The organism is Cohnella pontilimi, assembly GCF_005049045.1.
Classification (GTDB): domain Bacteria; phylum Bacillota; class Bacilli; order Paenibacillales; family Paenibacillaceae; genus Cohnella; species Cohnella pontilimi.
The window spans coordinates 126587-152697 of record NZ_SUPK01000006.1 but is presented as its reverse complement, the minus strand read 5'-3'; the positions used below and the strand labels follow the sequence as shown (position 1 = coordinate 152697).

At 55.2% G+C, this 26111-nt stretch carries 25 protein-coding genes and 1 other RNA gene; 18 read left to right on the top strand and 8 right to left on the bottom strand.

Annotated features, from left to right (window positions below; genetic code table 11):
• Positions 1 to 3 precede the first annotated feature (3 nt).
• The 10 genes from E5161_RS13360 to E5161_RS13315 all read left to right on the top strand — a co-directional run bounded on the left by E5161_RS13360 (position 4) and on the right by E5161_RS13315 (position 10294).
• Entirely contained in the window at positions 4 to 1080 is a 1077-nt protein-coding gene (locus tag E5161_RS13360; protein WP_246042231.1) for a tetraprenyl-beta-curcumene synthase family protein, read from the top strand.
• Positions 1081 to 1109: 29 nt separating this feature from the next.
• On the top strand, positions 1110 to 2078 hold the full coding sequence (gene pfkA / locus E5161_RS13355) for a 6-phosphofructokinase (RefSeq protein ID WP_136778315.1): 969 nt from the start codon (positions 1110 to 1112) through the stop codon (positions 2076 to 2078).
• Positions 2079 to 2101: 23 nt separating this feature from the next.
• Entirely contained in the window at positions 2102 to 2302 is a 201-nt protein-coding gene (locus tag E5161_RS13350) for a DUF3906 family protein (RefSeq protein ID WP_136778314.1), read from the top strand.
• 174 nt (positions 2303 to 2476) lie between these two features.
• A complete protein-coding gene (gene deoC / locus E5161_RS13345; RefSeq protein ID WP_136778313.1) occupies positions 2477 to 3148 on the top strand; it encodes a deoxyribose-phosphate aldolase in 672 nt (223 codons plus the stop codon).
• A 48-nt stretch (positions 3149 to 3196) separates the two neighbouring features.
• Positions 3197 to 4501, top strand: coding sequence for a pyrimidine-nucleoside phosphorylase (locus E5161_RS13340; protein ID WP_136778312.1), 1305 nt, complete (start codon positions 3197 to 3199; stop codon positions 4499 to 4501).
• A gap of 53 nt (positions 4502 to 4554) precedes the next feature.
• A complete protein-coding gene (locus E5161_RS13335) occupies positions 4555 to 5379 on the top strand; it encodes a purine-nucleoside phosphorylase (RefSeq protein WP_425456530.1) in 825 nt (274 codons plus the stop codon).
• Between the two features lie 55 nt (positions 5380 to 5434).
• Positions 5435 to 6580 (top strand): BMP family lipoprotein, encoded by a 1146-nt coding sequence (locus E5161_RS13330; RefSeq protein ID WP_136778310.1) that lies wholly within the window; start codon positions 5435 to 5437, stop codon positions 6578 to 6580.
• A 159-nt stretch (positions 6581 to 6739) separates the two neighbouring features.
• Positions 6740 to 8266 (top strand): ABC transporter ATP-binding protein, encoded by a 1527-nt coding sequence (locus E5161_RS13325; RefSeq protein ID WP_136778309.1) that lies wholly within the window; start codon positions 6740 to 6742, stop codon positions 8264 to 8266.
• Positions 8263 to 9363 (top strand): ABC transporter permease, encoded by a 1101-nt coding sequence (locus E5161_RS13320; protein ID WP_136778308.1) that lies wholly within the window; start codon positions 8263 to 8265, stop codon positions 9361 to 9363. The genes E5161_RS13325 and E5161_RS13320 overlap by 4 nt, the downstream gene beginning before the upstream one ends.
• Entirely contained in the window at positions 9344 to 10294 is a 951-nt protein-coding gene (locus tag E5161_RS13315) for an ABC transporter permease (RefSeq protein ID WP_136778307.1), read from the top strand. The genes E5161_RS13320 and E5161_RS13315 overlap by 20 nt, the downstream gene beginning before the upstream one ends.
• Before the next feature lie 127 nt (positions 10295 to 10421).
• Here the strand turns inward: E5161_RS13315 and E5161_RS13310 are convergent, their stop codons facing one another.
• Positions 10422 to 11603, bottom strand: coding sequence for a putative glycoside hydrolase (locus E5161_RS13310; protein ID WP_136778306.1), 1182 nt, complete (start codon positions 11601 to 11603; stop codon positions 10422 to 10424).
• Positions 11604 to 11783: 180 nt separating this feature from the next.
• Positions 11784 to 12629: a YitT family protein gene (locus tag E5161_RS13305; RefSeq protein ID WP_246042230.1), complete on the bottom strand. Its 846-nt coding sequence runs from the start codon at positions 12627 to 12629 to the stop codon at positions 11784 to 11786.
• A gap of 183 nt (positions 12630 to 12812) precedes the next feature.
• Between E5161_RS13305 and cshA the strand changes: the two genes are divergently transcribed.
• The 4 genes from cshA (at position 12813) to E5161_RS13285 (ending at position 15899) form a co-directional block, all read left to right on the top strand.
• A complete protein-coding gene (gene cshA / locus E5161_RS13300) occupies positions 12813 to 14420 on the top strand; it encodes a degradosome RNA helicase CshA (RefSeq protein ID WP_136778305.1) in 1608 nt (535 codons plus the stop codon).
• Between the two features lie 38 nt (positions 14421 to 14458).
• Complete coding sequence (locus E5161_RS13295; RefSeq protein ID WP_246042253.1) at positions 14459 to 15205, top strand: YesL family protein; 747 nt, start codon at positions 14459 to 14461, stop codon at positions 15203 to 15205.
• A 43-nt stretch (positions 15206 to 15248) separates the two neighbouring features.
• Positions 15249 to 15432: non-coding RNA, 6S RNA (gene ssrS / locus E5161_RS13290), on the top strand.
• A gap of 83 nt (positions 15433 to 15515) precedes the next feature.
• Positions 15516 to 15899 carry a DUF1499 domain-containing protein gene (locus E5161_RS13285; protein WP_136778303.1) on the top strand — a complete coding sequence of 128 codons (384 nt, stop codon included), beginning with the start codon at positions 15516 to 15518 and terminating at the stop codon, positions 15897 to 15899.
• Between the two features lie 106 nt (positions 15900 to 16005).
• Here the strand turns inward: E5161_RS13285 and tpx are convergent, their stop codons facing one another.
• Positions 16006 to 16518, bottom strand: a complete 513-nt coding sequence (gene tpx / locus E5161_RS13280) for a thiol peroxidase (protein WP_136778302.1) — start codon at positions 16516 to 16518, stop codon at positions 16006 to 16008.
• A gap of 108 nt (positions 16519 to 16626) precedes the next feature.
• Here tpx and gltC point away from each other — a divergent pair, with 108 nt between their 5' ends.
• Positions 16627 to 17529 (top strand): glutamate biosynthesis transcriptional regulator GltC, encoded by a 903-nt coding sequence (gene gltC, locus E5161_RS13275; protein WP_136778301.1) that lies wholly within the window; start codon positions 16627 to 16629, stop codon positions 17527 to 17529.
• 64 nt (positions 17530 to 17593) lie between these two features.
• Here gltC and E5161_RS13270 read toward each other — a convergent pair whose 3' ends face one another.
• Entirely contained in the window at positions 17594 to 18277 is a 684-nt protein-coding gene (locus tag E5161_RS13270; protein ID WP_136778300.1) for a zinc metallopeptidase, read from the bottom strand.
• A gap of 35 nt (positions 18278 to 18312) precedes the next feature.
• A complete protein-coding gene (locus tag E5161_RS13265; protein WP_136778299.1) occupies positions 18313 to 18768 on the bottom strand; it encodes a MerR family transcriptional regulator in 456 nt (151 codons plus the stop codon).
• A 224-nt stretch (positions 18769 to 18992) separates the two neighbouring features.
• Between E5161_RS13265 and E5161_RS13260 the strand changes: the two genes are divergently transcribed.
• Positions 18993 to 20417, top strand: coding sequence for an ammonium transporter (locus tag E5161_RS13260; protein WP_136778298.1), 1425 nt, complete (start codon positions 18993 to 18995; stop codon positions 20415 to 20417).
• Here the strand turns inward: E5161_RS13260 and E5161_RS13255 are convergent.
• Positions 20363 to 20782: a M67 family metallopeptidase gene (locus E5161_RS13255; protein WP_136778297.1), complete on the bottom strand. Its 420-nt coding sequence runs from the start codon at positions 20780 to 20782 to the stop codon at positions 20363 to 20365. The genes E5161_RS13260 and E5161_RS13255 overlap by 55 nt on opposite strands.
• A gap of 55 nt (positions 20783 to 20837) precedes the next feature.
• Positions 20838 to 22151, bottom strand: a complete 1314-nt coding sequence (locus E5161_RS13250) for an MFS transporter (protein WP_136778296.1) — start codon at positions 22149 to 22151, stop codon at positions 20838 to 20840.
• Between the two features lie 168 nt (positions 22152 to 22319).
• On the opposite strand from E5161_RS13250, the gene E5161_RS13245 reads away from it, so the two are divergent.
• Positions 22320 to 22883 (top strand): TlpA family protein disulfide reductase, encoded by a 564-nt coding sequence (locus E5161_RS13245; protein WP_136778295.1) that lies wholly within the window; start codon positions 22320 to 22322, stop codon positions 22881 to 22883.
• A 62-nt stretch (positions 22884 to 22945) separates the two neighbouring features.
• Here E5161_RS13245 and cimA read toward each other — a convergent pair whose 3' ends face one another.
• Positions 22946 to 24562 (bottom strand): citramalate synthase, encoded by a 1617-nt coding sequence (gene cimA, locus E5161_RS13240; RefSeq protein ID WP_136778514.1) that lies wholly within the window; start codon positions 24560 to 24562, stop codon positions 22946 to 22948.
• A gap of 140 nt (positions 24563 to 24702) precedes the next feature.
• Between cimA and E5161_RS13235 the strand changes: the two genes are divergently transcribed.
• Positions 24703 to 26010, top strand: a complete 1308-nt coding sequence (locus tag E5161_RS13235; RefSeq protein ID WP_281279877.1) for a DNA polymerase IV — start codon at positions 24703 to 24705, stop codon at positions 26008 to 26010.
• Positions 26011 to 26111: the final 101 nt, after the last annotated feature.

The following is a 26111-nucleotide window of genomic DNA, read 5'->3' as shown; positions in this document are numbered from 1 at the left end:
TGAATGAAGCATACGAGCACGGAGGATCATTACCCCCGCGGGCCGCTCGCGTTGATGTCGCGCGTATACAAGTACATCCTGCCCGGCGTCCGAGCCGAGTTGGCCGAGTGGCGCAAAGCGGCGGAAGCGATTCCGGACGCGGAACTGCGCAGACAGGCGCTGAGCAGCATGAATACGAAGCAGTTTCACTGCGAGGGGGGCGCGGTTTACGCCGCCGCACGTTTAGACCGACGGCATATGCTGATTCCGCTGATCGTCGCGTTGCAAACGATCAGCGATTACTTGGACAATTTGTGCGACCGGAGCACGTCGCTACGTGCGGACGATTTCCGCCTGCTGCACCGCAGCATGCTGGATGCGGTAACGCCCGGGGCACCGCTGACGGACTATTACGCGCTCCGGGATGAACGGAACGACGGGGGTTACCTGCATGCGCTGGTGAGGCGATGCCAGGAATGCGCCGCCGATTTGCCTGCTTATGATTTGGTGCAGGAGCGCGTCCGCGAATTGGTCGGACTATACGGCGACCTGCAGGTTTATAAGCATATCGCCAAGCCTTTGCGGGAAACGGAACTTCTGAGATGGTGGCAGCAATATGAAGACTCGTATCCGGAGCTGCGATGGAATGAATTCGCGGCGGCCACCGGCTCCACGCTCGGCATGTTCATGCTGTTTCTTGCCGCATGCGATCCTGCCTTGCAGCCGGAAGATGCGGAGCGGGTGAGACGGAGCTATTTCCCATCCATTTGCGGCCTTCATATCTTGCTTGATTACTTGATCGATCAGGCGGAGGATGAAGAGGGCGGCGATCTGAATTTCTGTCATTACTTCGGAAGCCAAGATCAGCTGAACGAACGGATGCTTCGCATGGTCCAGTCCGCCAGACAGGCGGCTGACGGGCTGCCGGCTCCGTCGTTTCACCGGATGATCGTAGAAGGATTGATCGCGCTCTACTTGTCCGACCCTAAGGTCAAAGGACAGGCGAGGGTCCGGAGAACGGCACGGCTGTTAATGAAAGGCAGTCCTTGGACACGGCTCTTTTTCTGGCTAAACAGCCATTGGATACGCAAAGCGATGTAGGTTCAGCAGACATGAGGAGGAAATGGGACATGAGTGCAGTGAAGAAAATCGCCGTTCTGACCAGCGGCGGAGATTCGCAAGGAATGAACGCGGCGGTTCGGGCCGTTGTGCGCGGCGCGCTGTATCGCGGTTTGGAAGTGTACGGCGTCCAGCGAGGATACCAGGGACTGCTGAACAAGGATTTGTTCCAAATGGATATCCGGAGCGTTGGCGACATTATCCAGCGCGGAGGCACCATTCTGCAGACGGCCCGGTGCAAAGAATTCGTGACGGCGGAGGGCCAGCAGCGCGGCGCCGACGTGCTTCGGGAATTCGGCATCGACGGCCTTGTCGTCATCGGCGGTGACGGTTCCTATCAAGGCGCGCTGAAGCTGAGCAAGCTCGGCATCAAAACGATGGGATTGCCCGGCACGATCGACAACGATATTCCGTGCACCGACTTTACGATCGGATTCGATACGGCGGTGAGTGTCGCAGTGGATGCAATCAATAAGCTGCGCGATACAATGACGTCGCATGAACGCTCGTCCGTCGTCGAAGTCATGGGACGCCATTGCGGCGACATCGCGCTGTATGCGGGTCTGGCCAGCGGGGCGGAAGCGATCCTGGTCCCGGAGATCCCGTTTGATTTGAAGCAAATCTCTCTGCAGATGAAGGAAAACTTCAAAAACGGCAAACGCCACGGCATTATCGTGGTTGCCGAAGGGGTAGACAGCGGAGAAAATATTGCCCGTCAAATCACGGAATACAGCGGCATCGAACCTCGTGTTACGGTTCTTGGCCATATCCAGCGCGGCGGTACCCCGACGCATAACGACCGGATTCTGGCGAGCCGTCTAGGTGATTATGCCGTGCAAAAGCTGATGGAAGGCGACTCGGGCAAAGCCCTCGGCATCTCAAAGGGCGTATTTTGCGCCATACCCATCGAAACGGTATGCACGACCAAGAAGCCGTTTAACACCGAGCTGTACGAGTTGGCCATGCGCCTGTCCCAATAACCTCGAGAGACGGAGTGAGCCGGATGTTTTTGTACAAGCTCGAAGTGCAGCTCGCAGACCGCCGGACGGTGCTGATCCTGATGGGCGACTCCGACGAAGAGGTCATGGATTCGGTGGAAGCGCACTTGTCCAAGCATTTTATCGGCAGCCCGGAAGTCAAGGAAATCGCCTTGGTGGAGAAACGCAGAGCGGGCAAAGGCGCCGGTTATGTCGTGGAATTGTAAGTCCGGCGCCGGCGTTATCGGCAAACGCGAACTTTATAGAGCCAGACAGCCTGTTCCGTTCGGAAGGCTGTTTTTTTTGTGTCCGGATTTGTGTCGTTATCATTGATATCATGTCGTTTGTCCTATATAATAACAACGGTTACGAAGACATTGAACCACAGGAGACGAATCCTTATGAATACGGAACAAATCGCGAAAATGATCGATCATACCCTTCTCGCTGCAACCGCCTCACGCCAGGATATAGAGCGGGTCTGCGAGGAAGCGAAGAAATACAACTTTGCCACTGTGTGCGTGAATCCTTACTGGGTTCCGACGGCTGCCGCCAGACTGGCGGGAAGCGGCGTCGGAGTTACGACGGTCATCGGCTTTCCGCTCGGTGCAAGCAGGACGGAAGCGAAGGCGGCCGAAACGCGCGATGCAATCGAAGCCGGCGCAACGGAAGTGGATATGGTGCTGAATGTCGGGGCACTGAAGTCCGGCGACCGCGAAGCGGTGCTGCGGGACGTGAAGACGGTTGTCGAGGCTGCTCGAGGCAAGGCTGCCGTGAAAGTGATTATCGAGACTTGTTATCTCACGGATGAGGAGAAGCGGGAAGCCTCCCTTATCTGCAAGGAAGCCGGAGCCGACTTTGTGAAAACGTCAACGGGCTTCGGCACCGGAGGAGCAACCGTGGAGGATATCGCGTTAATCCGCTCGGTTGTGGGACCGGAAATGGGCATCAAAGCATCAGGCGGCGTGCGGGATCTTGCATTTGCCAGGCAGCTCGCGGAAGCGGGCGCGACCCGGCTGGGAGCAAGTTCGTCGGTGGCGATCGTCACGGGCGGAACCGGACAAGGTTATTGAGAGCCAAATTGGGGAAATTTACAAGGGCCAAGGAGAAGGAGTGCCCTCATGAGAACGGTCGATCTGATTGCTAAAAAACGGGACGGCGGAGAACTTTCTCGAAGTGAAATCGAATATTTGATTCAAGGCTATACGGACGGTTCGATTCCCGACTATCAAATATCGGCGCTCGCTATGGCCATTTATTTTCGGGGCATGACGGCACAGGAACGGGCCGATCTCACGATGGCGATGGTGGAATCGGGAGACCAAATCGATCTTTCCGCCATAGCCGGCGTGAAAGTGGATAAGCACAGCACGGGCGGTGTCGGGGACACGACGACACTGGTACTCGCTCCGCTCGTGGCGTCCGTAGGCGTGCCGGTGGCCAAAATGTCCGGCCGCGGGCTGGGCCACACAGGCGGTACGATCGACAAGCTGGAGTCGATTTCGGGATTTCATGTTGAAATCGGCAACGATCAATTTGTGGACCTTGTGAACCGCAACGGAGTGGCGGTCATCGGGCAAAGCGGAGATCTGACGCCCGCCGATAAGAAGCTGTACTCCCTCCGGGACGTGACCGCGACAGTGGATTCGATTCCGCTCATCGCAAGTTCCATCATGAGCAAAAAGATCGCATCCGGCGCGAACGCTATTGTGCTCGACGTCAAAACCGGAGACGGCGCGTTCATGAAGGAAATGGAGGACACTCGGAAGTTGGCCGCTGCAATGGTGGACATCGGCAATCGGGTAGGCCGCCGCACGATCGCCATCATTTCCGATATGAGTCAGCCTCTCGGCTACGCGATCGGCAATGCGCTCGAAGTGAAAGAAGCGATCGATACGCTCAATGGCCAAGGTCCGGCAGACTTGTATGAGCTCAGTCTCACGCTCGGCAGTCACATGGTCGTCTTGGCCGGCAAAGCGAAGACGGAAGCGGAAGCGCGAGAAATGCTGGAACAATCCGTACGCTCGGGCCGCGCTTTGGACAAGTTCAAAACGTTCATCTCCGCACAAGGCGGAGACACTGCGGTCGTCGACCGTCCGGAGCTTTTGCCCGCCGCCTCTTACCGGATTGACGTTCCTGCGCGGGAAGACGGATACATATCCGCCATCGCGGCGGAACAACTCGGGACAGCGGCGATGATGCTGGGCGCAGGAAGAGCGACCAAGGAATCGGCAATCGATCTGGCGGTCGGAATCGTGCTGCATAAAAAGGTCGGAGACCGGGTCGCCAAAGGCGAGCCGCTGGCTACGATTCACAGCAATCGCGAACGTCCGGACGAGGTGCTCGAAAGTTTCTACGAGTCCATCGCGATCTCGAAGCAGCAGGTGAATAAGCCTCAGCTCATTTTCGGAGTGATCGGGGACTAACAACGGCAAGCGGTTTTGCCGATGATTGGAAAGGAGAGATTCGAGTGGGCCGATTGCTTGAGCAGTTGGAGGAAACCCGTGCTTACATAAAATCGAAAAATGCGGCCGAGCCGATCATCGGTTTGATTCTCGGTTCCGGATTAGGCGAGCTTGCCGATCAATTGGAAGAGTCGGTCGCCGTGGCATATGAAGATATACCGCATTTTCCCGTCTCCACGGTGGAAGGGCATGCGGGCAAGCTGGTCTTCGGCAAACTGGAAGGCAAGCCTGTCGTCGCCATGCAAGGGCGGTTTCATTACTATGAAGGTTATTCCATGCAAGAGGTTACGTATCCGGTCCGCGTAATGAAGGAGCTGGGCGTCCAGCTGCTGTTCGTGACGAACGCCTGCGGCGGAATGAATCCGTCGTTCAAGGCAGGCGACCTGATGATTATCCGCGATCACCTGAACATGACGGGAGCCAACCCGCTGATCGGACCGAACGAACCGACGCTGGGTCCGAGATTCCCGGATATGAGCCGGGCCTATACGCCCGAGCTGGCCGAGTTCGCCAAGAAAACGGCTGACTCTCTCGGAATCGAGGTGCAAGAAGGAGTGTATGCGGGGATCTCCGGCCCGAACTATATGGCGCCGGCGGAGCTCACCATGCTCCGGATGCTCGGCGGCGACGCGGTGGGCATGTCCACCGTGCCGGAGGTCATCGTAGCCAGCCATGCCGGCCTCAAGGTAATCGGCATTTCCTGCGTCACCGACATGGCGATCGGGGAGGAACTCGAGCCCCTCACCCATGAGCAGGTCATCGAAGTGGCAAACCGGACGAAACCGAAATTTATTTCGCTGGTCAAGGCTCTCATCAAGAACATGCCGTCCTTATCCTAACGGTTTCACAGTAACACCAAATATATTTTTACCAATCATGGGGAGGCATTTCGAAATGAAGAAAAGTGCACTACTTTTAGTTTTCGTTCTCGTCTTTTCCGTTCTTGCCGCTTGCGGCAAGAGCAACAAGGACGGCGGCTCGGCGAGCTCGCCGGCAGCCAGCTCGCCAGCGGCGACGGAAAGCGCTTCTCCGTCCGCGAGCGGCAATACCGACTTCAAAGTCGGCATGGTGACGGACTCCGGCACGATCGACGACAAATCTTTCAACCAGGGCACCTGGGAAGGGGTACAAAGAGCGACCAAAGATCTCGGCCTGAAGGAAAAGTACCTGAAGCCGGCCGGCACGACGGAAGCCGACTACATCAAGGAAATCGGCAATCTGTACGACGCAGGCTACAAATTCATCGTAACCCCGGGCTTCAAATTTGAAACGGCGATTTTCGCAGCGCAAGACAAATATCAAGACGCCAAGTTCGTCTTGATCGACGGCGCTCCCCACAAAGCGGACGACTTTACCGCGGTCGTCAAGCCGAACACGGTTTCCATTTTCTTCGCGGAGCATGAGTCCGGCTTCTTGGCGGGCATCGCCACGGCGCTGCAAATCAAAGAAGGCGAAGCAGGCTTCATCGGCGGCATGGAGATTCCTCCGGTACAGAAGTATAACTGGGGTTTCCAGCAAGGCCTGAAATACGCGAACGACAACCTGGGCACCAAAGTGACGATCAAGAAAGATAACGTCGTATACCAAGGTACGTTCAGCGACGTTGCGGCAGGCCAGCAAATCGCCGCGCAAATGTTCGACCGCGGCGTGAAGGTCATCTTCGCGGCGGCAGGCGGCGTTGGCGTAGGTGCCATCAAAGAAGCCAAAACGCGTGGAGAAGCCGGCAAAGACGTGTGGATCGTCGGCGTTGACGTTGACCAATACGCGGACGGCATGAAGAAGGACGGCAAGTCGATTATCCTGACTTCCGCCATGAAGAAGATCGACCAAGCGGCTTACGATATGATCAAAGCCGAAACCGAAGGCAAATTCCCGGGCGGACAAACGTTGACGTTCGATTCCAAAACGGACGGCGTCGGCATCCCGGCTGAAAACCCGAACCTCAGCCCCGAAACGGTAACCAAAGTGAACGAAGTTTTCGACAAGCTCAAATCGGGTGAAATTAAAGTAGCTGGTGAACAAGGAGATCTCATCAAGTAAATCGAATACAAAAAAAGACGGGCTTCCGTCTTTTTTTGTGATTCGGCAAGAATGACGGAGGCGTCATTCTTGCCGGATCGGTTCGAATATCGACGGATACGGCCGGTTGGCTTATATGAAGGAAGCGTTTCCAAGAGACGCTCGAAGGAGGAGCATTCCATGGATTACGTTGTGGAGATGCTGAACATCAGAAAAGAGTTTACCGGCATCGTGGCCAACGACGATATCACGCTGCGTTTGAAACCGGGTGAAATTCACGCCTTGCTGGGTGAGAATGGAGCGGGCAAGTCCACGCTCATGAGTATCTTGTTCGGCATGTATCAGGCGGACAGGGGCGCGATCAAGATCAACGGCAAGGAAGTGCGCATCTCCAATCCGAACGTCGCCAATGAGCTCGGGATCGGCATGGTGCACCAGCATTTCAAGTTGGTAGAAAACTTTACCGTTACGGAGAACATCATCATGGGCAGCGAGACCCGCAAATGGGGCGTTGTCCTGGACGTGAAGCGGGCGGGCAAGAAAATCGAAGAGCTGTCCAAGCGTTATGGACTCAATGTCGATCCTTACGCGAAAATTGAAGAGATTTCGGTCGGGATGCAGCAGCGCGTCGAAATCCTCAAAATGCTGTACCGCAAAGCCGATGTGCTCATACTGGACGAGCCGACAGGGGTACTGACTCCCCAGGAAATCCAAGACCTTGGGAAAATCATGAAAAACCTGATCGCCGAAGGCAAATCGATTATTCTCATCACACACAAACTGAAAGAAATCAAGGAATTCGCGGACCGCTGCACCGTCATCCGCCGCGGGAAAACGATCGGTACCGTGGAAGTGGCCGACACCAGCGAAGCCCAAATGGCGGAGATGATGGTGGGCCGGCAGGTATCGTTCAAGGTGCACAAAACCGAAAGCAAGCCGGGGGACGTGGTTCTGAAGCTGGAGTCCCTCAATGTGAAAAGCTCGCGCAAAGCCCTCGCTCTGCATGATTTTTCCCTTGAGGTGCGTGCAGGCGAAATCGTCGGCATCGCCGGCGTGGATGGCAATGGACAATCCGATCTCGTAGAGGCCGTAACCGGCCTTCGAAAGGCGGAGTCGGGCAAAATTTATTTGAACGGGAAAGACATTACCGGCATTCCGGTGCGCGACCGCATCGAAAGCGGTATCGGACATATACCGGAGGATCGCCAGCGGAGAGGACTCGTGCTGGATTATACCCTGGCGGAAAATATGGTGCTGGAGGTTTATCATAAACCGCCGTTTTCCAGAGGCGGGATTCTGCAGAACCAAGCTATCCGGAAGTATGCGGACGAGATCATCAAAAGCTTCGACGTCCGTTCCGGGGAAGGAGCGGTTTCTTCTGCGCGTTCTCTCTCCGGCGGCAATCAGCAGAAGGCGATTATCGGCCGCGAGATCGAGCGGAACCCGGTGCTGCTCGTCGCCGTTCAGCCGACAAGGGGTTTGGATGTCGGTTCGATCGAATATATCCACAGAAGGCTCGTAGAGCACCGGGACAAAGGAAATGCGGTTCTGCTCGTGTCGCTGGAGCTGGATGAGGTGCTGAACGTTTCCGACCGCATCGCCGTCCTCAATAATGGAGAGCTGGTGGGCGAAGTTCGGGCCGCGGAAACGAACGAAAATGAAATCGGCTTGATGATGGCCGGCGTCAGGAAGGAGGCTCGCGCATGAACAACCGTATCGTCATCTCCTTGTGCGCCGTAGTCTTCGGACTGCTGGCCGGCGCCGTTCTCATGCTGGCAACCGGACATAACGCGGGCAGCGGTTATTCCTATTTGTTCGAAGGCGGATTGAAAAACGCGGAGCGGATCGGGAATACGCTGGCGACCGCAACTCCGCTTATTTTAAGCGGCTTGTCGGTGGCTTTCGCGTTCCGGACCGGATTGTTCAACATCGGCGTGGCCGGGCAATTGCTCGTAGGAGGCTTCTGCGCTTCGGTCGTCGGACTGGGCCTCGATCTGCCGAAAGTGCTTCTTCTTCCCGTCATGCTGATTGTGGGCGCTGCGGGCGGCGCCTTATGGGCCGTCGTGCCCGGGCTGCTCAAAGCCAGATTCAATGTCCATGAAGTGGTATCTTCCATCATGATGAACTGGGTCGGATTCTGGACGGTTTATTATGGTGTACAATCGTTGATCAAAAACCCTTCCAGCGAAACGGAGTCGAAACAGCTTCCGGAAGCCGCCACGCTGAAGGCCGCCTGGCTGACGGATCTTTTTCACGGATCCTATATCAACTTAGGCTTGCTGGTAGCTGTAGTCATCGTCCTCGTTATTGCCTTTATTATCAACAAGACGACGTTCGGCTATGAGCTGAAGGCAGTCGGCCATAACCGGGACGCCGCTGAATACGCAGGCATCGCGGTCAATCGCAGCATCGTGTATTCCATGGCCATTTCCGGCGCCATTGCCGGATTGGGCGGCGTGGTCATGTACGCGGGCAACGCTTCCAACATCCAGATCGGCATTTTGCCGTCTCAAGGTTTTGACGGGATCGCCGTCTCCCTGCTGGGCGCGAACAATCCGTTCGGCGTACTGCTATCGGCGATTTTCTTCGGTCTTCTGTATTCCGGCAGAGGATTTATGAACGCGATGACCGACATTCCGCCGGAAATCGCCGATTCCATCATCGCCATCATTATTTACTTTTCGGCGACCAGCATTCTGATCGAACGGTTGCTCAGACGATTCAAGCGCCGCAGAGCCAACGCCAAGATCGCCGCGGTGCAAGAAGGGAAGGTGAAAAAATCGTATGTGGACAACGATCGTTAATATTTTCCCTTATGCCATTCTTTTCACCATTCCTCTGCTCATCACCGCCCTTGGCGGCTTGTTCAGCGAAAGAAGCGGTGTCGTCAATATCGGACTGGAGGGCTTGATGGTCATCGGGGCCTTCGCCGGGTCCTATACGGTGTTCAAGCTGCAAGACAAATACCCCAACGAAGGTTGGGTTTTGTGGATGGGCCTGCTCGTCGCCGTTGCAGCTGGCATCTTGTTCTCGCTGCTGCACGCTTTTGCGAGCATTAACCTGAGCGCGGATCAAGTGATCAGCGGCACCGCAATCAACATGATCGCCGGAGCCCTCACGATTTTCATGGCGAGAAACATGACGGGCAGCGGCAATATCCGGGTGCCCGGCTTTTCTCCTTTCAACGTGCCTGTGCTTTCGAAAATTCCGATTCTGGGTCCTCTCATTTTTACGAAGACGTATTGGACGACCTGGCTCATCCTGGCCGTCTTGGCCGTCAGTTCGTTCGTGCTCTACAAATCGGCATTCGGCTTGCGGCTTCGGGCATGCGGCGAGCATCCCCATGCGGCGGAAGCGGCGGGTGTCAACGTGAAAAAAATGCGCTATTTCGGAGTCATGATCTCGGGGGCGTTTGCCGGTTTGGGGGGCGCTATCATCATTCTCACCTACTCCGGAGAATTTAGCGGCACTGTCGCAGGTCTCGGCTTCCTGGCACTGGCCGCGCTCATCTTCGGCCAATGGAGACCGCTCGGCGTCCTGGCGGCGACTTTGTTCTTCGGTTTTGCGACGACGGTGGCCAACGTATCCCAAGTCATTCCGAGCTTGGCAGTCGTGCCGCCGATCATTCTCAAAGTTTTCCCTTACGTTGTGACCTTGCTCGCATTGGTGCTGTTCTCGAAGACCTCCCGCGCGCCGAAAGCGGCAGGGGAACCCTACGATCCAGGCAAGCGATAGAAGCGTGTAAGTTGTCGCCTTCAAGCGGACTTCCCTCGTGGAAGTTCGCTTTTTTCGTTGATTCATTCGTGATACATGAACGAAAAAGCCGGCGCCATAAGAGGCGCCGGCTTTTCGGGAGAGCGGTTTAAAAATTGACACCGGATGAGTACTTGTTGCCTGCATTCCAGAGCAGATATTCCTCGACTCCGCTGTCGCGGAGCGCTTTGATCTGCGCGTTCACTTCGGCCGCGCCATATACTGCGTAATGGCCTTTGCCCAGCCAGCTTGCGGTGAAATCTTGAATCCACGGCCGAATGATCGGTTTGGCGTCGCCAAGCGGATTCAGCTTCTTGTGCGTGTCGTCCATGGCGCCTTTGATGGTGGCGTACGGCGCTTTATCGGGATCCTTCTGTTTGAACCAGCCGGTGCTGTAATGGCTCGGATAAATCATCGGACAAATGACGTTCACTTGCGAAGAAATTTTCACGAAATCTTGCCCGATTCCTTCCGCTGCCGGCACGGATGCGGCATATCCGAAAATATCGACCGAAACGCGCACGCCGAGCGGCTCGAGCTCTTTGCGGGCGTATTCCACGAAACCGGCCACCACATCTACGCGGCTCTTGTCCGTTTTCGTGAACGTGAGGTGATCGGCTTTTTTCTCGAAGCCTTCCGGGAATCGAACGTAGTCGAACTGAATTTCTTTGAATCCGAGCTTGGCCGCTTCTTTCGCCAGGGCGACATTGTAGTCCCAAACTTCTTTGCGGTACGGATTCACAAAGCTGTGGCCCTTCGGATTTTTCCACACCGACCCGTCCGGGTTCAGGTAAGAAAGCTCTTTATGTTTCCTGGCCAGTACCGTGTCTTTAAAAACGACGATGCGGGCGATCGGATAAACCTTGTGTTCTTGAAGCGTCTTGACCAGGTTCGGCATGTCCTTGACGTATGGCTGCGTGGTGCCGAGCTTGAGCAATTCGGGGTTCGTCGTCTTGTAAGTAATATAGCCGTCGTCATCCTTGAAATCGATAACCATAGCATTAAGCGCAGTTTTGTCCACGAGATCGAGCAGGCTTGCAAATCGGGAACCGCCGGCACTATGGGCCGTGACATAAATTCCCTTCACCACCGGAGCATCTTCCTGGGGATCAGCCGGGCTGGACGGTTGGGCTGCGTTCGGAACGGGAGCCGCTTGACCGGGCGCTTGGCCGGATGATGGTTTCAATGCCAATTGGGCGACGTTCAAGGCTTTTCCCAATTTTCCTTGATCATGGTTACCACCGCCGGCAGCGGTTTGCAACAACAGCAACAAAGTAAGTAATATTTCCATAAATCCCTCTCCCCTTATGCTCTTCAACCCGATTATATACGAGTCTAAACAGGCTTGACAGAGGTAATTTGGAGGATTTTACGAGTTTTTGTCGAGTGTGCTAAGGACTACAGAAGGGGCTGGAGGAGCAGGCTTTGACGGATGATGCAAAAATGGGTAATAAAAAGGAGGGGAATCGCGTCAAGGCGGCCTGCGGCGGAATTCACCGATGACGTCGATCGTCTGCACCACATTGACAAAGGCTTTCGGGTCCACTCCGCGCACCATTTTGCGCAGCTCAGCGAGCTCAAATCGCGTCGTGACGGTCATCAGCATATCCTTTTCTTCACTCGTGAATGCGCCTCGCGTTCTCAGAATCGTTACACCCCGCGGAAGGGTAAGAAGCTGCGACACGAGCTCTGGAGTATGGTTGGTCACGATGAAGGCCGTTACTTTGTGATGAGGCGTATGGACCAAATCGATGACCTTTCCCGACAAATAAATCGAGAGCATGGAGTAAAGTGCCGCGTTCCAATCCTTTTTGACGATGCCGAGTGCCGCGACGATAACGGTGTTGAGGAGAACGACGAGCAGACCGACCGGTAAGTCCCGATATCGGGAAATAATGGAGGCCACAATGTCGAGCCCGCCGGTCGAGCCGCCCGACCGCAGGCAAACGGCGGAGGCAAGGCCGACCAGCACGCCGCCGAACACGGCGGCGAGCAGCCTGTCGTCGGTAAACGGCCGCTCCGGCAACAATTGAAGAAACATCGTGGTGGCCAGCACGTTGACAATGCTGAGCATGATAAATCGCCGGCCCAATACCCGATAGCCCCAGAGCAAAATCGGCAGATTCAGGGCAAAATACAACCAGCCGATGCTCAAGCCGCTAAGATATCCTATGATCATGGCGACTCCGGAAACACCACTGCTCAGAAGTTTCACCGGAATGAGCAGAAGGTTAAAGCCTACGGCAGCCGCCGCACCCCCGAGCACCATCATCATAAAGGGACCTGCTCCGGCGAGTTTCTTCCAAACTTTAGGCATATGCTTGTTCACCGCCCGGCGCGAGATACGTTCCTCTCCCAAAGATTCCCCGTGCAGAGGAGCCTAATGCGCCGGCCAACTTTTCCTGTTGCTGGTGAACAGTGTAACGTATGTGCTATAATGGTTTGAATATTTTTTTTGGACGCCGTGAATGCAGGCCCAATACAGAAGGAGTTTGAGAAATTGAGTACATTTGCAGAGTTTGGTTTAGGACAGGACGTTATTCAAGCCGTCTCGGAGATGGGGTTTGAAGAAGCGACGCCGATCCAAGCCAAAGCCATTCCCGTCGCGCTGGAAGGCAAGGACATGATCGGCCAGGCCCAGACAGGCACCGGTAAAACCGCAGCTTTCGGCATTCCGTTGATCAATAAGATTTCGGCAAGCGAAGACCGCATCGTCGCCCTGGTCATGGCCCCGACGCGTGAATTGGCCATTCAGGTGGCCGAAGAAATCGAGAAGCTCGGACGATTTAAGGGTTTGCGCTCCCTGGCTATATACGGAGGCCAAGATATCAGCCGCCAGATCCGTTCTTTGAGACGCAAGCCTCAAATCATCATCGGGACGCCGGGACGGCTTCTCGACCATATCAACCGCAAAACGATCCGGTTGGACGATGTGCGCACGGTCGTGCTGGACGAAGCGGACGAAATGCTCGACATGGGCTTCATGGACGATATCCAATCCATCTTAAAGCTGGTGCCGGAAGAGCGTCAGACGCTGTTGTTCTCGGCCACGATGCCGTCGAATATTCAGAAGCTGGCCCAGCAGTTCCTGCGGAATCCGGAACATATCTCAGTCATTCCGAAGCAAGTCAGCGCCCCGTTGATTCAGCAATTTTACGTTGAAGTGCAAGAGCGCATGAAGTTCGACGGCTTGTGCCGCCTGCTGGATATGGAGCCGCCGGAGCTGGCGATCGTGTTCGGCCGGACGAAACGCCGCGTGGCGGAACTGTCCGAAGCGCTGTCCAAACGCGGTTATGCCGCGGACGGGCTGCACGGCGATCTTTCACAAAATCAGCGCGATACGGTTATGCGCAAGTTCCGTGACGGAAGCATCGACGTGCTGGTGGCCACCGACGTTGCGGCGCGCGGCTTGGATGTGAGCGGTGTGACGCACGTCATCAACTTCGACCTGCCGCAGGATCCGGAGAGCTACGTCCACCGGATCGGCCGGACCGGACGCGCGGGCAAGGAAGGAACGTCCTGGACGTTCGTGACGCCGCGCGAGATGGATCACCTGCATTTGATCGAGAAAGTGACGCGCCACCGTATTGCCAAAAAACCGCTGCCGACGCTGTCGGAAGCGATGGAGGGCAAGCAAAAGCTCGTAGCCGAGCGTATCCTGGAAACCGTAAAAGCCGGAGACGAGGACGTAAACCCGTACAAATGGGTAGCGGTTCAGCTGCTTGAGCAATACGATTCGGTACAGCTGCTGTCGGCGGCCATGAAGCTGCTGATGGGCGACAAGAAGGACGTCGACGTGGCACTGACGCCTGAAGATCCGATTCGCGGCAAGAAGCGTAAGTTCGAAGGCGGACGCGGCGGATACGGCGCGGCAGGCGGCAACCGCCGTTACGGTCAAGGCGGGCCGGGCCGGGGCTACGGCGGCGGTCAAGGACGCGGCGGCTACGGCTCTGGCGGCCAGCGCAGCAAGCCATACGGCGGCGGAGGAAACCGCAGCCAGCGCGAGGACGGCGGAAGCTACGATCGCGGTTCGCGCGGAGGCCGGTCTGATCGCCGCGACGATTCACGCCCGCAGAAATCGCATAGCGAGGATTATGTGAACATTTAACGGGATCACGAGGCTGTCAGGGGGAGTAAAGGTTGGAAATGCGGGGAATGATGGGCGGCTTTTACAAGCTGTCCGAATGGATCATGAGATTGGCCGTCATTAATTTGCTGTGGCTGATCTGTTCGTTGCCTTTTTGGTTTGTGCTTTGGGCGCAGTTAGTCAGCGCGTCCAACGGTCAGGAGGCGGCGGCTGCCCCGATGATCCTATTGCTGGCCGTGCTCTCTCCCTTTACTTTTTTCCCGGCAACCTCGGCCATGTTCTCCGTCGCCCGCAAATGGGTGACGGGGGACGTGGATGTTCCGTTGCTGCGCACGTTTTTCCGGAATTATAAGCACAATTTCAAGCAGGCGATGCTCGGCGGAATTCTTTATTCGGTGCTGTTCGCCATCATGATCATCGATTTCCGCGTCTATCTCCATAATCTGGACAATCTTCAGCTGCTCGCGTATTTGTTCATTGCGCTGATGGTGCTTTTGTCGATTTCGCTGCTTCATTTCTTCTCTCTGTTGTCGCATTTTCATATGAAAACGATGCAACTGCTCAAAAACGCGTTGTTTCTGACCATCGGCCGTCCGTTTCGATCTTTCTTCATGGCCGTCGGCGTCATCGCGGTTTATTTGATCTCTTCACGGTTTACCTGGATGTTCCCTTTCTTCTTCGGAAGCATCATCGCCACGTTCACCTTCTACAATTTCAACTTCATTATCACCAAGATGATGCAGAATGCGGGAGAGGCGGAAGCCGCGGAATCCATTGCCGAAGAGGAACAGGAAACGAAATCCTAACCATGTCAGGTTGCCTCGGCCGGTGGAACGGCTTATAATAGAAGTATTCCTGCGATGTTCGTTACGGCGGTTTATTGTTTTGAACCAATGTTTGTTTCACGGGAGTTCAACATTGCCAGGCGGCTGACATGCCCCCGAAAAGGGAAGTCAAAAACCACGGCTGCGGACACCCACCTGCGAGAGCGGGTTCAGAAACATACTCGCCGAACGGCATAGGCGGGTTTTTTCTTTTTCTCGTACTTTCATCCTAGGAGCAAGCATGTTATCATAGAATGGTATACGCATGATGCACCGAGAGGGAGAGAGAGTATTGTTGAAGCGAGTGTTGGTCGGTTTGCTCCGCAGCCATGAACATACCGGTGATAAGGCGAAAGACCCCAAGCTCAAGTCGCATTACTATCGGCTTTCCAAAGACCGGACTTTCGAAGAAGTGGGTTCCATCCTCAAAAAAATGCAAGGCTATCGGGTACTCCACGAGCTTGAAACGATCGGCGAAATCGTGATGGAGAAACGCACCATTTCCGGACGAACGATGGATATTACCGTTCAGATCGTCGGAACATCGCCCGGTGCGTCCGCCGTCGACATATACTCGGCTTCCCGCGGTTCGCTTGGTGATCTGGGCTCGAACTACCGCGTCATCCAGGAGATCTACGGCGTTTTGGACCGCAAGCTGGCCAATTATCGCTATTAAGCCTGATAAGAAAAAAGCGAGGAAGGCGCTTGGCCTGCCTCGCTTTTTGTTATGACACAGAAAGTTTAATTTCGCTCAGTATTTGAAAGCGTGAGAAAACTTTCGATTAAAGCAGTTCTTTCACGGCGGCAACGGCCGCATCGTAGTTCGGATGCTCGGTCATTTCGCCCAGCACTTCCACGTAAGTAATTTTGTCTTGCGCATCCACAACGAAAATGGAACGCATATCAAGGGCGAATTCTTTGATCAACACACCGTAGGATTGTCCGAAGCTGTTGTTCTTGTAGTCCGAAAGAAGAACGACCCGGTCAACGCCTGCCGCCGCGCACCAGCGGGATTGGGCGAACGGAAGGTCCGCGCTCACGGTGATTACGATGACGTTCTCTCCCAGCTTGGCTGCCTCTTCGTTGAAACGGCGCGTTTGCGCGTCGCAAACGCCGGTGTCGACGGAAGGAACGACGCTGATGAGTTTGATTTTGCCGGCGAAATCTTTGAGGCTCGAAGTCTCAAGCAGGTTTTTGTTAAGGGTGAAATCAGGCGCCTGATCGCCGGGTTTGAGCACCGGACCGGCGAGTGTAATGGGATTTCCTTTGAATGTTGCACCGCGTTCTTGTGCCATGATAAAAAATCCTCCTTCATTGTTAGACTTGCCTTTCATTATTATAATCGTTAGTAAACGGCAAAGTCCAATGTGGGAGAGGCCGCTACCGGAAAGGAGCCAGAGGGTTTGGAACTCAGGCAGCTGCAATATTTCGTCAAGGTGGCAAAACTTCAGCATGTGACCAAGGCAGCGGAAGAGCTCCATGTCGCGCAATCGGCGGTAAGCCGTCAAATTCACCGTCTGGAAGAAGAGTTGGGCGTTCGGCTGTTTATGCAAAAAGGGAGGAACGTGCAGCTCACGCCGGTCGGACAGCTGTTTCTGCGGCGCGCCGAATCGCTGCTCACGGATTTGGATCGGGCCGTCATGGAAATTCACGAGTTTCTCGATCCCGAAGCGGGCGAAATCCGGCTCGGATTTCCGCACAGCCTCGGATATCATATCGTTCCGCGCGTAGTATCCGCATTTCGCAAGCTGCATCCGCATGTGAAATTCCGTTTTCGGCAAGGCATGTATGCTTCGCTGATCCGGGACGTGACGGAAGGAGAGGTAGACCTCGCCTTTATTTCTCCGCATCCGGAGAAGAACGATCTCGTCACCGGTGAAATCATCCTGACCGAAGAATTGTTCGCCATCTTGCCGGACAAGCATCCGCTTGCGCAGGAAGTCGCCATCGATCTCGATCAGCTGAAGGATGAATCGTTCGTTTTGTTCAACCCCGGTTATTCCCTCCGGTCTTTGGTGTGGGAGGCTTGCTTGAAAGCGGGTTTCACGCCCAAGATTGGCTTCGAAGGCGAAGAGACGGATACGATCCGCGGATTGGTCGCCGCGGGGATGGGTGTCAGTTTGCTGCCCGAGATGGCGCTGTATCAGACGAGCGCGATGATGCCCGTCATTGTGAAGGTGCGGAACCCGCACGTCGTTCGTACCATAGGATTGATCCGGCGCAACGGCTATAAACTGCCCACCGTCGTGCAGATGTTTCATGAATTTTTGTTGGACTTTTTCCAAAACGAATATACCTCGCGTTGAGACCATTCTGAACATACGAAAGGGGCTGTCCGCCGGACAGCCCCTTTCGTATGCTTATGCAAGATTAGTCGTCGCTCTGGGTGAAGAGCCAAATATACTTGATCAATTCGAGCAGAGAGATGAGCGCCGCGGCTACATACGTCAACGCTGCTGCATTAAGCACCTTCGCGACGCCGCGTTCTTCCTCGTTGGAGATAAACCCTTCCGCGACCATGAGATCGCGCGCCCGATTGCTGGCGTTAAATTCGACAGGCAGCGTCACGAGCTGGAATGCGACGGCCGCGGAGAAGAACAGAATGCCTGCTCCAATCAGTCCCGTCATGTGGAACAGGAAACCTGCGATCAGCAAGAAAGGCGCAAGCCCGGAAGCGAAACGCACCATAGGGAACATCCGGTGACGAAGGACGAGCATCGGATAGCTGTGCGCATGCTGAATGGCGTGGCCGACTTCGTGACAGGCAACGGAAACCGCAGAAATTGAATTTTCATAATAGACCGGTTCGGACAAACGCACAACCCGTTGAATCGGATCGTAATGGTCGGACAGCTTGCCCGGCACCGGCTCGATCGGCACATCGTGCAAGCCGTTGCGGTCCAGCATCCGGCGCGCCGCTTCGTATCCGGTCATGCCGCTCGCGACGGGTACATCGGACCACTTGTTAAAGGTGCCGCTGACCCTAAACTGAGCCCAAAGCGACAATAGGAAAGCGGGTATAATCAACCAATCAATCGGTGTCCAAAACAACATTTTAATATTCCCTCCATCAGCGTAAATGGCAAAGCTTACATCAAGCTGCTTTTCCCCAGAAGCAAAAGCAAGGCTTCCACACACGCGGCGGTTTGCGGCGTTATCGCCCTGAAGAGCCGTTTGGCCTGCTGCGGCTTCAGTGAATCGAGCACAGGCTCAAGCTCTTTGACATCCCTCTCCAGCTGCGACAAATGCGTCTGCAGATCCGCCAGTTTGCGGGTGATCTCTTCGTCTGGAGATACCCGCTCGAGGATGCTGAACTGTTCGCGGATTTCTTCCAGGGAGAACTTCTGCGCTTTCATATGTTCAATACGTCGAATCCGGGCCAAGGTTTCATCATCGTACAGCCGATAATTGCCGGAAGACCGTTTGGCGGGCGCGAGCAGACCGAGCCCGGTATAATAGTCGACCGTGCGGGGGCTGACGCCGGCCAGCCTGGCCAATTCGCCGATCCGATAAAGGCGCGGAGGCTCCGAAGATCCTGACCGCATCGTGTGCACCCTCTTTCCTGCATATGGAGATTCACTTTCTATGATACGCGCGCTTAACCGTACAGTCAAACGTTATGCTTGTTATTTATGAATATATGTTATGTTCATGTTAGATATTTTACAAAATTATTCATATTTCCAGTTGTAATCGTCTGATTTCCACTCTATAATGGCGTAAAAATCATCTATTGTGTCATGTAATCTAACATTAGGGAGTTGTTGTCTTGGTTAAAAAGAGTCTCATTGCGATCGGCGCGTTGACGCTGCTGTTTCCCACCGTGGCATTTGCCGAAAATTCTTCCACGTCCAAGCTTAACATGGGGCTCAACGCTCTCTGGATCATGGTGGCCGGTGTGCTCGTGCTCCTCATGCAAGGCGGTTTTATTTTGCTCGAAACGGGATCGACCCGCATGAAAAACGCGGGTCATGTCGCAGGGAAGACCATTTTTACATTGGGATTATGCTCGCTCATTTATTGGGCGGCCGGCTACGGGTTCGCGTTCGGCACGGATGCGGGCGAAAGTTTGAATAAATGGATCGGCTTAGGCGACTTCTTGTTCAATCCGAGTCTGGTTGCTGCGGAAGGTGAAGGCTACCCGAAATCCGTATTTTTCATTTTCCAATTGGCCTTTGTCGCCGTTTCGCTGTCGATTGCCTGGGGCGGCTTTGCGGAACGCGCGAAACTTTCTTCGTACCTGATTTATACGATTCTCTTCTCCTCTGTCGTCTATCCGGTGATCGCCCACTGGATCTGGGGAGGAGGCTGGCTGGCCGCGGACGGCGCACAGGATTATGCGGGTTCCACGGTCGTTCACTTGACAGGAGCGATGGGGGCGCTGGCCGCCACGATCTTGCTGAAGCCAAGGATCGGCAAGTACAACAAAGACGGTTCCGTGAATCAAATATCCGGCCACAACCAAGTGTTCTCCGCGCTGTCGGTGCTTTTGCTCTGGGTCGGCTGGTTCGGTTTTAACGCAGGCAGCTCGCTCGCGATCGGCGACGGTTTCTTCGGATATGTGGCGTTTAACACCCAACTGGGCGCAGCCGGAGGAGCGGTGGCCGCACTGCTTGTCTCTTGGCTCGCAAGCGGCAAAGCGGATATTCCGACCATGCTGAACGGAGCGCTGGCCGGCCTGGTCGCGATTACCGCATCGTGTGCGTACGTTGAACCTTGGGCTGCGGTCGTGGTTGGTCTGGCAGCGGGCGTTCTCGTATTTGCGGCGGCCCGGTGGATCGAAAAGAGGCGCATCGACGATCCGATCTCCGCTTTGTCCGTGCACGGAGCGGCAGGTGTTTGGGGCACGCTGGCGAACGGTATATTCGCCACGTCTGAATTGGCTGGGAAAGTAGGAGTAGGCGGAGCCGGTCTTCTGTACGGCGGCGGAGGAGCGCAGCTGTGGGTGCAGTTCGAATCCGTCGTCGTGTGCGGCGCATTCGCCTTCGCGGCTTCCTTCGTGCTGCTGTGGATCATGAAAAAGGCGATTGGCTTCCGGGTTACGGAGGAACAGGAAATCATGGGTCTCGACCTGAGCGAGCATGGAAGCTGCGGCTATCCGGAGCATCTGAAAATATTTAGCAATTCTTCCGATGTATCTCAGCCGGCACGAACGGTCAACGACCGCCAGTCCCCGGCGGAGCTGACCGTATAAGCCGCGATCTCAGAGTCATGCTGCGAGAAGCCTACAATCCAATAAGTTCCCCATGGCAGCCAGCCTTTGGCATCCTTAACACTCGGAAGCGGGCGGCCGTCGGGATGAGAATGGAAAAAACCGACGATCTTTCGTTGGTTTTTTTGCGCTTCATAATATGCCGATACCCAATCCTCGGGCAAGAAGGCGAACGATTCGCCGGGCCGGCGGGCGGCGTTGCGAATGACGGCAAACTCTTCAACCTCAACTTGGGCGCCAGCTTCGGTGCCGAACAGGATGCCGCACGTCTCGTTCGGCAGACGTCTGCGGCACGCATCCGTCAGGCGGCGCTCCACTTCCTTCGGTAAAATGGCCGCTTCAGGCATAATCAAGCCCTCCTTCCCCCATGAGTATGAAGGAAGAAGCGGTACCGGACAATCCCTAGGCCACTTTTTTACCGGGCTTCACCAGGAAAAAGACGAGGCTAAGCGCGATCAGCGAAAGGGCGGAGACCGTAATAAACACGATCCGGTGTGAAATGTCCATCAGCCAGCCGAACAGTGGAGGACCGAACGCCACGCCGAAAAACCGCAGGCTGCTGTACAGAGAAGTAATCATGCCTCGCTCGGATTTTTCAACGGCACCCGTGATCATCGTGTTGAGGCAAGGCAGCACAAGGCCTGTCCCGATGCTGCTGAACGTAAGGAGCCCGATGAACACATACAAATTTTTGTTGAAGAAAATCGCAAGACCGAGGGAAATGACCATCAACGCCAGGCCGATGTTCATCAACCAGCGGATGAGCACCCCGTTCTTGCGGATGACGTTGCCGGTAATATAAGCCGTGCACACCATGGCGAAAAGCGGAATGGCGAGCACAAAGCCTTTGATAACACCGTCAATGGAATACGGAGGCTTCTCCAAAATTTCGGACAGAAAGAACAGCACCCCGAACAAGATGAACAAAGCGAGCGATCCGGCGAAAAAAGACGCGATGAGCCATTTGCCGTCCTTTTTGAATATTTTGCCGATGGAATGGATGTACTCTTTGATTGGTTTGGTGTTCCCTTTGCGATTAGGTTCCTTGATCATGAAAATCATGGCGGCCAAGGACAAAAAGCAAAATACCGGAAACGCGAAAAACGGAGCGTACCAGATAAGCAGGGCGAACAGAGAGCCCAAGATCGGGCTGATCACTTTGCCGGTGCCGTTGGCGGCCTCAATCAGGCCCAAGGCTTGGCTTTCCGTACCGGCTTTATATAAATCCCCCACAAACGCCATGGCGATCGGCGCGGTTGCTGCAGCACCGATGCCTTGCACAGCCCGCGCGGTGATTAACGTTCCGTACGAATGCCACACGGCTCCGAAGCCTGCCAAAATTCCGGCTCCGCCATACAGAATCAACCCCGGGATGATAACGGCTTTTCGGTTGAACCGGTCCGATAAGTAACCGGCGATCGGAATCACGAGGGCGGCGGCAACGGAAAACAGACTGATAACCAAACTGGATTGGAACTTGGAAACGCCAAGCTCTCTTTGTAATGTCGGCAAAATCGGAACGAGCATCGAGTTGCCGAGAACCATGACCATGGGCACGGTAGCCAGCGCGATATACTCCCATATGCGGCCTTTCGGCCGTTGTTTGGATTGTCCGCCACCTTCGGAACGTTCCTTGGATTCCAATGCCGTATCCTCTTCGGGAATATCGCTCGTAAAGGTAATGCGGAGCTTTTGTTTCGTTTTCGCGGCGTCCATTCGGCTCCTCCTTGTGCTGCGTGCTGGAAGTCATCCACAGGTTAATGTACCCCCGAGGAAAGACCGCCATTCCCGTTGCGGTTTGGTACCGGCGAGCCAAATGAGGTAAAATAGGAAAGGCACATGAACAGATCGTGTCAACAGCAGAAGAGCGAGGCGTAATGAACAGTGAAACGAAACATTGTAATATTGATCGCTGTAGCTGCGGCGATCGTGGCCGTTGTATGGTTTAATCAAGCCGGTAACGATAAAAGCTCTCCCGCGGCGAGCGGCGGCATCGAAGCCCCGGTATCGGACCCGTCGACTCCGAAGAAAGGTTCTCCGGCGCCGGCGTTCACTTTGGCGACTCTGGACGGCAAAGCCACATACGAAGTGGGGGGAAAGCGGGACAAACCCGTGATCGTCAATTTTTGGGCGTCCTGGTGCGGCCCGTGCGATATGGAGGCCCCCGACTTGGTGGAATTGTACGACAAGTACAAGGACAAAGTGGAATTATACGCAGTGAACGCTACCAAATACGATAAGGTTTGGGGAGCTAAACAATTTGTCGAGGAAAAAGGGTTCACGTTCCCGGTATTGACGGATGCGAAGGGGGAGGCCGGAGACGCGTACAAGGTGTTCTCGTATCCGACCAGCTTCATCGTGGACCGCAACGGGACGATCCGGCAGCGGATCGACGGCGTGATCACTTTGAAGCAGTGGGAATCGTATTTGGATGAAATTACAAAATAATAAGCAACAAAAAACCTCCACTCCGTTGAACATCGGAGAATGGAGGTTTTTTGTCGCAGGTGTTAAAAATTTACGAGCCCGAGCGACTCCCGCGGCGTTTCGCTTTCCACGTCGTTTTTCTTCACCATGCCGAGCAGAGCGTATCGAATCGAATCGACGAGCGCTTCCCAGCTCGCTTCGATGACGTTGGAAGAGACACCGACGGTGTTCCACGTATCCTTAAAGTCTGTTGACTCCATTAATACGCGAACCTTGGCGGCCGTGGCATCTTTGCCGCCGAGCACTCTAACTTTATAGTCGGTCAGATGGATATGATTGATATCCGGATAGAACTGCACCAGCGCTTTGCGAAGTGCGTTGTCCAAAGCGTTCACCGGGCCGTTCCCTTCCGCTACGGTGTACACCTGCTGTCCGCCGACGTTGATTTTCACGATCGCTTCCGACAACATGCCGGCCGCTGTTTTTTCGACGATCATTTTAAAGCTTTCCACCGTGAAAACTTGCTGCGTATCCCCATAAGCGTCACGCAGCAGCAGCTCCAGCGAAGCGTCCGCTCCTTCGAACTGATAGCCCTGATGCTCAAGCTCCTTGATCCGGTCGATGACTTCGCGGGATTTCAATTGCTCCGCGTTCACGTCCAACCCGATCTCCTGGGCTTTGGACAAAATGTTGCTCTGGCCCGCGAGTTCGGACACGAGCACCCGCTGCTTGTTGCCGACGAGTTCCGGCGGGATGTGCTCGTAGGTTTTGGAGTCTTTGAGAATTGCGGATACATGGATGCCGCCTTTGTGGGCGAAAGCCGCATTGCCGACATAAGGCTGATTAACCGGCAGATGTGCGTTGGCCAACTCGCTTACGTATCGAGCCACGCTGGTCAGCATCTTCAGCTGATCGTCGCGCACGGCGCGGTAACCCATCTTGAGCTGAAGATTGGGCAAAATGGAGCACAAATTCGCATTGCCGCACCGTTCGCCGTATCCGTTAATCGTACCTTGCACTTGCCGGGCACCGGCAGCGACGGCGGCAAGCGTGTTGGCCACGGCGAGCTCACAGTCGTTATGCGTATGAATGCCGATTGGGGCGTCGATCGCGGAGACGACACGAGACACGATTTCGTGGATCTCCGTCGGAAGCGTGCCTCCGTTCGTGTCGCACAGCACGATCCATTCCGCTCCGGCTTCCTTCGCTTTGGCGAGGGTGGCTAACGCATAATCGGGGTTCGCTTTGTACCCGTCGAAGAAATGCTCCGCGTCGAACAAGGCTTCCATGCCGCGGCTTCTCACGTAAGCCAGCGACTCCTGGATCATGGCCAGATTTTCCTCGAGCGTCGTCTGGAGGGCAGTATGAACGTGGAAATCCCACGTTTTACCGACCAGCGTCGCGGCCTGCGCGCCGGATTCCGTCAGGTGCTTCAGGTTGATATCTTGTTCGCATACGGAATTTTTGCGGCGGGTGCTTCCGAACGCCGTCAGCTTCGACGTGAGGTTCATCTGGCGGATGCGCCGGAAAAATTCAATATCTTTGCCGTTGCTTCCGGGATTGCCGCCCTCAATATAATGGACGCCCAGAGAATCGAGCTTCAAGGCGATTTTGACTTTATCTTCGGCAGTCAGGCTGATGCCTTCGCCTTGCGTTCCGTCCCGCAGCGTGGTATCGAAAATCGTGATCGAGTTTGTCATGCCCAAAGCGAATATCCCCCTTATGCCAAAACAGGTGATTACTATTATAGCATGGCTTTCTGTAAATGTAGAGAGCTCTGCCGCTCCGTTGCACCGTTTATCGGCCCATGATTATAATGAAAAAGAGCGAATGGGCGTTCGTGCGAAAAAAGGGGGCGGCGGCGATCGGCGAGACGAAGCGGAGATATATTTTGCATATTGATATGAATGCGTTCTATTGCTCCGTTCACGCCGCCGAACAGCCGGAATTGTACAGCGGTAAGCCGACGGGTGTGGCCGGAAGCGTGGAGCTGCGCAAAGGGATTCTCGTCACGAGCTCCTATGAAGCCCGGGCACGGGGAGTCCGCACCGGCATGACCGTGCGTCAGGCGATGCAGCTTTGCCCGGACCTGACGATCATCGCCCCGGACTTCGACTTGTACCGGAAATACAGTAAAGGTTTTATGCGGATCGCCGGCAATTACACGCCGATGGTCGAAGCCGTATCGATCGACGAATGTTTCCTGGATGTCACGGGCAGCGGCCAATTCGGGACACCCGTGGAGATCGCGGAGACGATCCGCTCCCGGGTGAAAAACGAGCTGTCGCTCCCTTGTTCGATTGGTGTCGCGCCGAACAAGCTGCTGGCCAAGATGGCGTCGGACATGCGCAAGCCGGACGCAGTGACCGTGCTCCGAAGAAGGGACGTTCCCGCGCTGCTGTGGGGAAAGCCTTGCCAGACATTGTACGGCATCGGTTCCAAAACGGCGGATAAACTATTACGGCTCAATATTCGCACAATCGGGGAATTGGCCGCCGCCGACGAGCGAATGCTGATCGACCGCTTCGGCGTGTATGGCGCCTGGATGAAGCGGGCCGCTCACGGAATCGACGATTCGCCGGTTGAGCCTCTCGCGGAAGCCGCCAAATCGATCGGCCATACGACGACGCTGCCGGCTGATTTGACGCAAAAAGAGCAGTTCCGAAGGGTGCTGCTCAATTTGGCCGATCAGACGACCCGCCGGCTCCGGCGCCACGGCATGATGTGCTCCACCATCCAAATCACGATCCGGGATCCGTCCATGAAGACCATCACACGGGCCGCCGGTCTGGCAGCTCCCACCGACATCTCTGAAGACGTATATAAGGAAGCCTGCCGGCTGATGGACGCCAATTGGCGGGAGGGCGACCCCGTGCGCCTGCTCGGGATCACGCTCCAAAACTTGTCTCCGAAGCAGGAAACGGCGGTACAGCTCGATTTGTTCACGTTCGAGGAGACGCCGAAGCGCGATAAGCTGGCCACCGTCATGGACCGGCTTCGCGATAAGTTCGGCGAGGGAGCGGTGTTGACCGCCGGCATGCTCGGCGACGATCCTTCCTCTCTCATTCGAAACAAGAAGCTGCGCGGAACCTCGCTCGAAAAAGACTTTCTGCGCGGTCCGCAAACAGACGATGAGAACGATTATTAAGAACGGAAAACGATGGATATCATCTGCTTTTTCGTTTGATTCGGCCAACGTTTTATATTATATTGATATTGGACATGAGCGTATAAAACGCTAACCGACGG

What these genes read in the sequence shown, in the direction of transcription:
- E5161_RS13360 (WP_246042231.1), top strand. Translation starts at nt 4, where the DNA reads ATGAAGCATACGAGCACGGAGGATCATTACCCCCGCGGGCCGCTCGCG.
- pfkA (WP_136778315.1), top strand. Translation starts at nt 1,110, where the DNA reads ATGAGTGCAGTGAAGAAAATCGCCGTTCTGACCAGCGGCGGAGATTCG.
- E5161_RS13350 (WP_136778314.1), top strand. Translation starts at nt 2,102, where the DNA reads ATGTTTTTGTACAAGCTCGAAGTGCAGCTCGCAGACCGCCGGACGGTG.
- deoC (WP_136778313.1), top strand. Translation starts at nt 2,477, where the DNA reads ATGAATACGGAACAAATCGCGAAAATGATCGATCATACCCTTCTCGCT.
- E5161_RS13340 (WP_136778312.1), top strand. Translation starts at nt 3,197, where the DNA reads ATGAGAACGGTCGATCTGATTGCTAAAAAACGGGACGGCGGAGAACTT.
- E5161_RS13330 (WP_136778310.1), top strand. Translation starts at nt 5,435, where the DNA reads ATGAAGAAAAGTGCACTACTTTTAGTTTTCGTTCTCGTCTTTTCCGTT.
- E5161_RS13325 (WP_136778309.1), top strand. Translation starts at nt 6,740, where the DNA reads ATGGATTACGTTGTGGAGATGCTGAACATCAGAAAAGAGTTTACCGGC.
- E5161_RS13320 (WP_136778308.1), top strand. Translation starts at nt 8,263, where the DNA reads ATGAACAACCGTATCGTCATCTCCTTGTGCGCCGTAGTCTTCGGACTG.
- E5161_RS13315 (WP_136778307.1), top strand. Translation starts at nt 9,344, where the DNA reads ATGTGGACAACGATCGTTAATATTTTCCCTTATGCCATTCTTTTCACC.
- E5161_RS13310 (WP_136778306.1), bottom strand. Translation starts at nt 11,603, where the DNA reads ATGGAAATATTACTTACTTTGTTGCTGTTGTTGCAAACCGCTGCCGGC.
- E5161_RS13305 (WP_246042230.1), bottom strand. Translation starts at nt 12,629, where the DNA reads ATGCCTAAAGTTTGGAAGAAACTCGCCGGAGCAGGTCCCTTTATGATG.
- E5161_RS13295 (WP_246042253.1), top strand. Translation starts at nt 14,459, where the DNA reads ATGCGGGGAATGATGGGCGGCTTTTACAAGCTGTCCGAATGGATCATG.
- tpx (WP_136778302.1), bottom strand. Translation starts at nt 16,518, where the DNA reads ATGGCACAAGAACGCGGTGCAACATTCAAAGGAAATCCCATTACACTC.
- E5161_RS13270 (WP_136778300.1), bottom strand. Translation starts at nt 18,277, where the DNA reads ATGTTGTTTTGGACACCGATTGATTGGTTGATTATACCCGCTTTCCTA.
- E5161_RS13265 (WP_136778299.1), bottom strand. Translation starts at nt 18,768, where the DNA reads ATGCGGTCAGGATCTTCGGAGCCTCCGCGCCTTTATCGGATCGGCGAA.
- E5161_RS13255 (WP_136778297.1), bottom strand. Translation starts at nt 20,782, where the DNA reads ATGCCTGAAGCGGCCATTTTACCGAAGGAAGTGGAGCGCCGCCTGACG.
- E5161_RS13250 (WP_136778296.1), bottom strand. Translation starts at nt 22,151, where the DNA reads ATGGACGCCGCGAAAACGAAACAAAAGCTCCGCATTACCTTTACGAGC.
- cimA (WP_136778514.1), bottom strand. Translation starts at nt 24,562, where the DNA reads ATGACAAACTCGATCACGATTTTCGATACCACGCTGCGGGACGGAACG.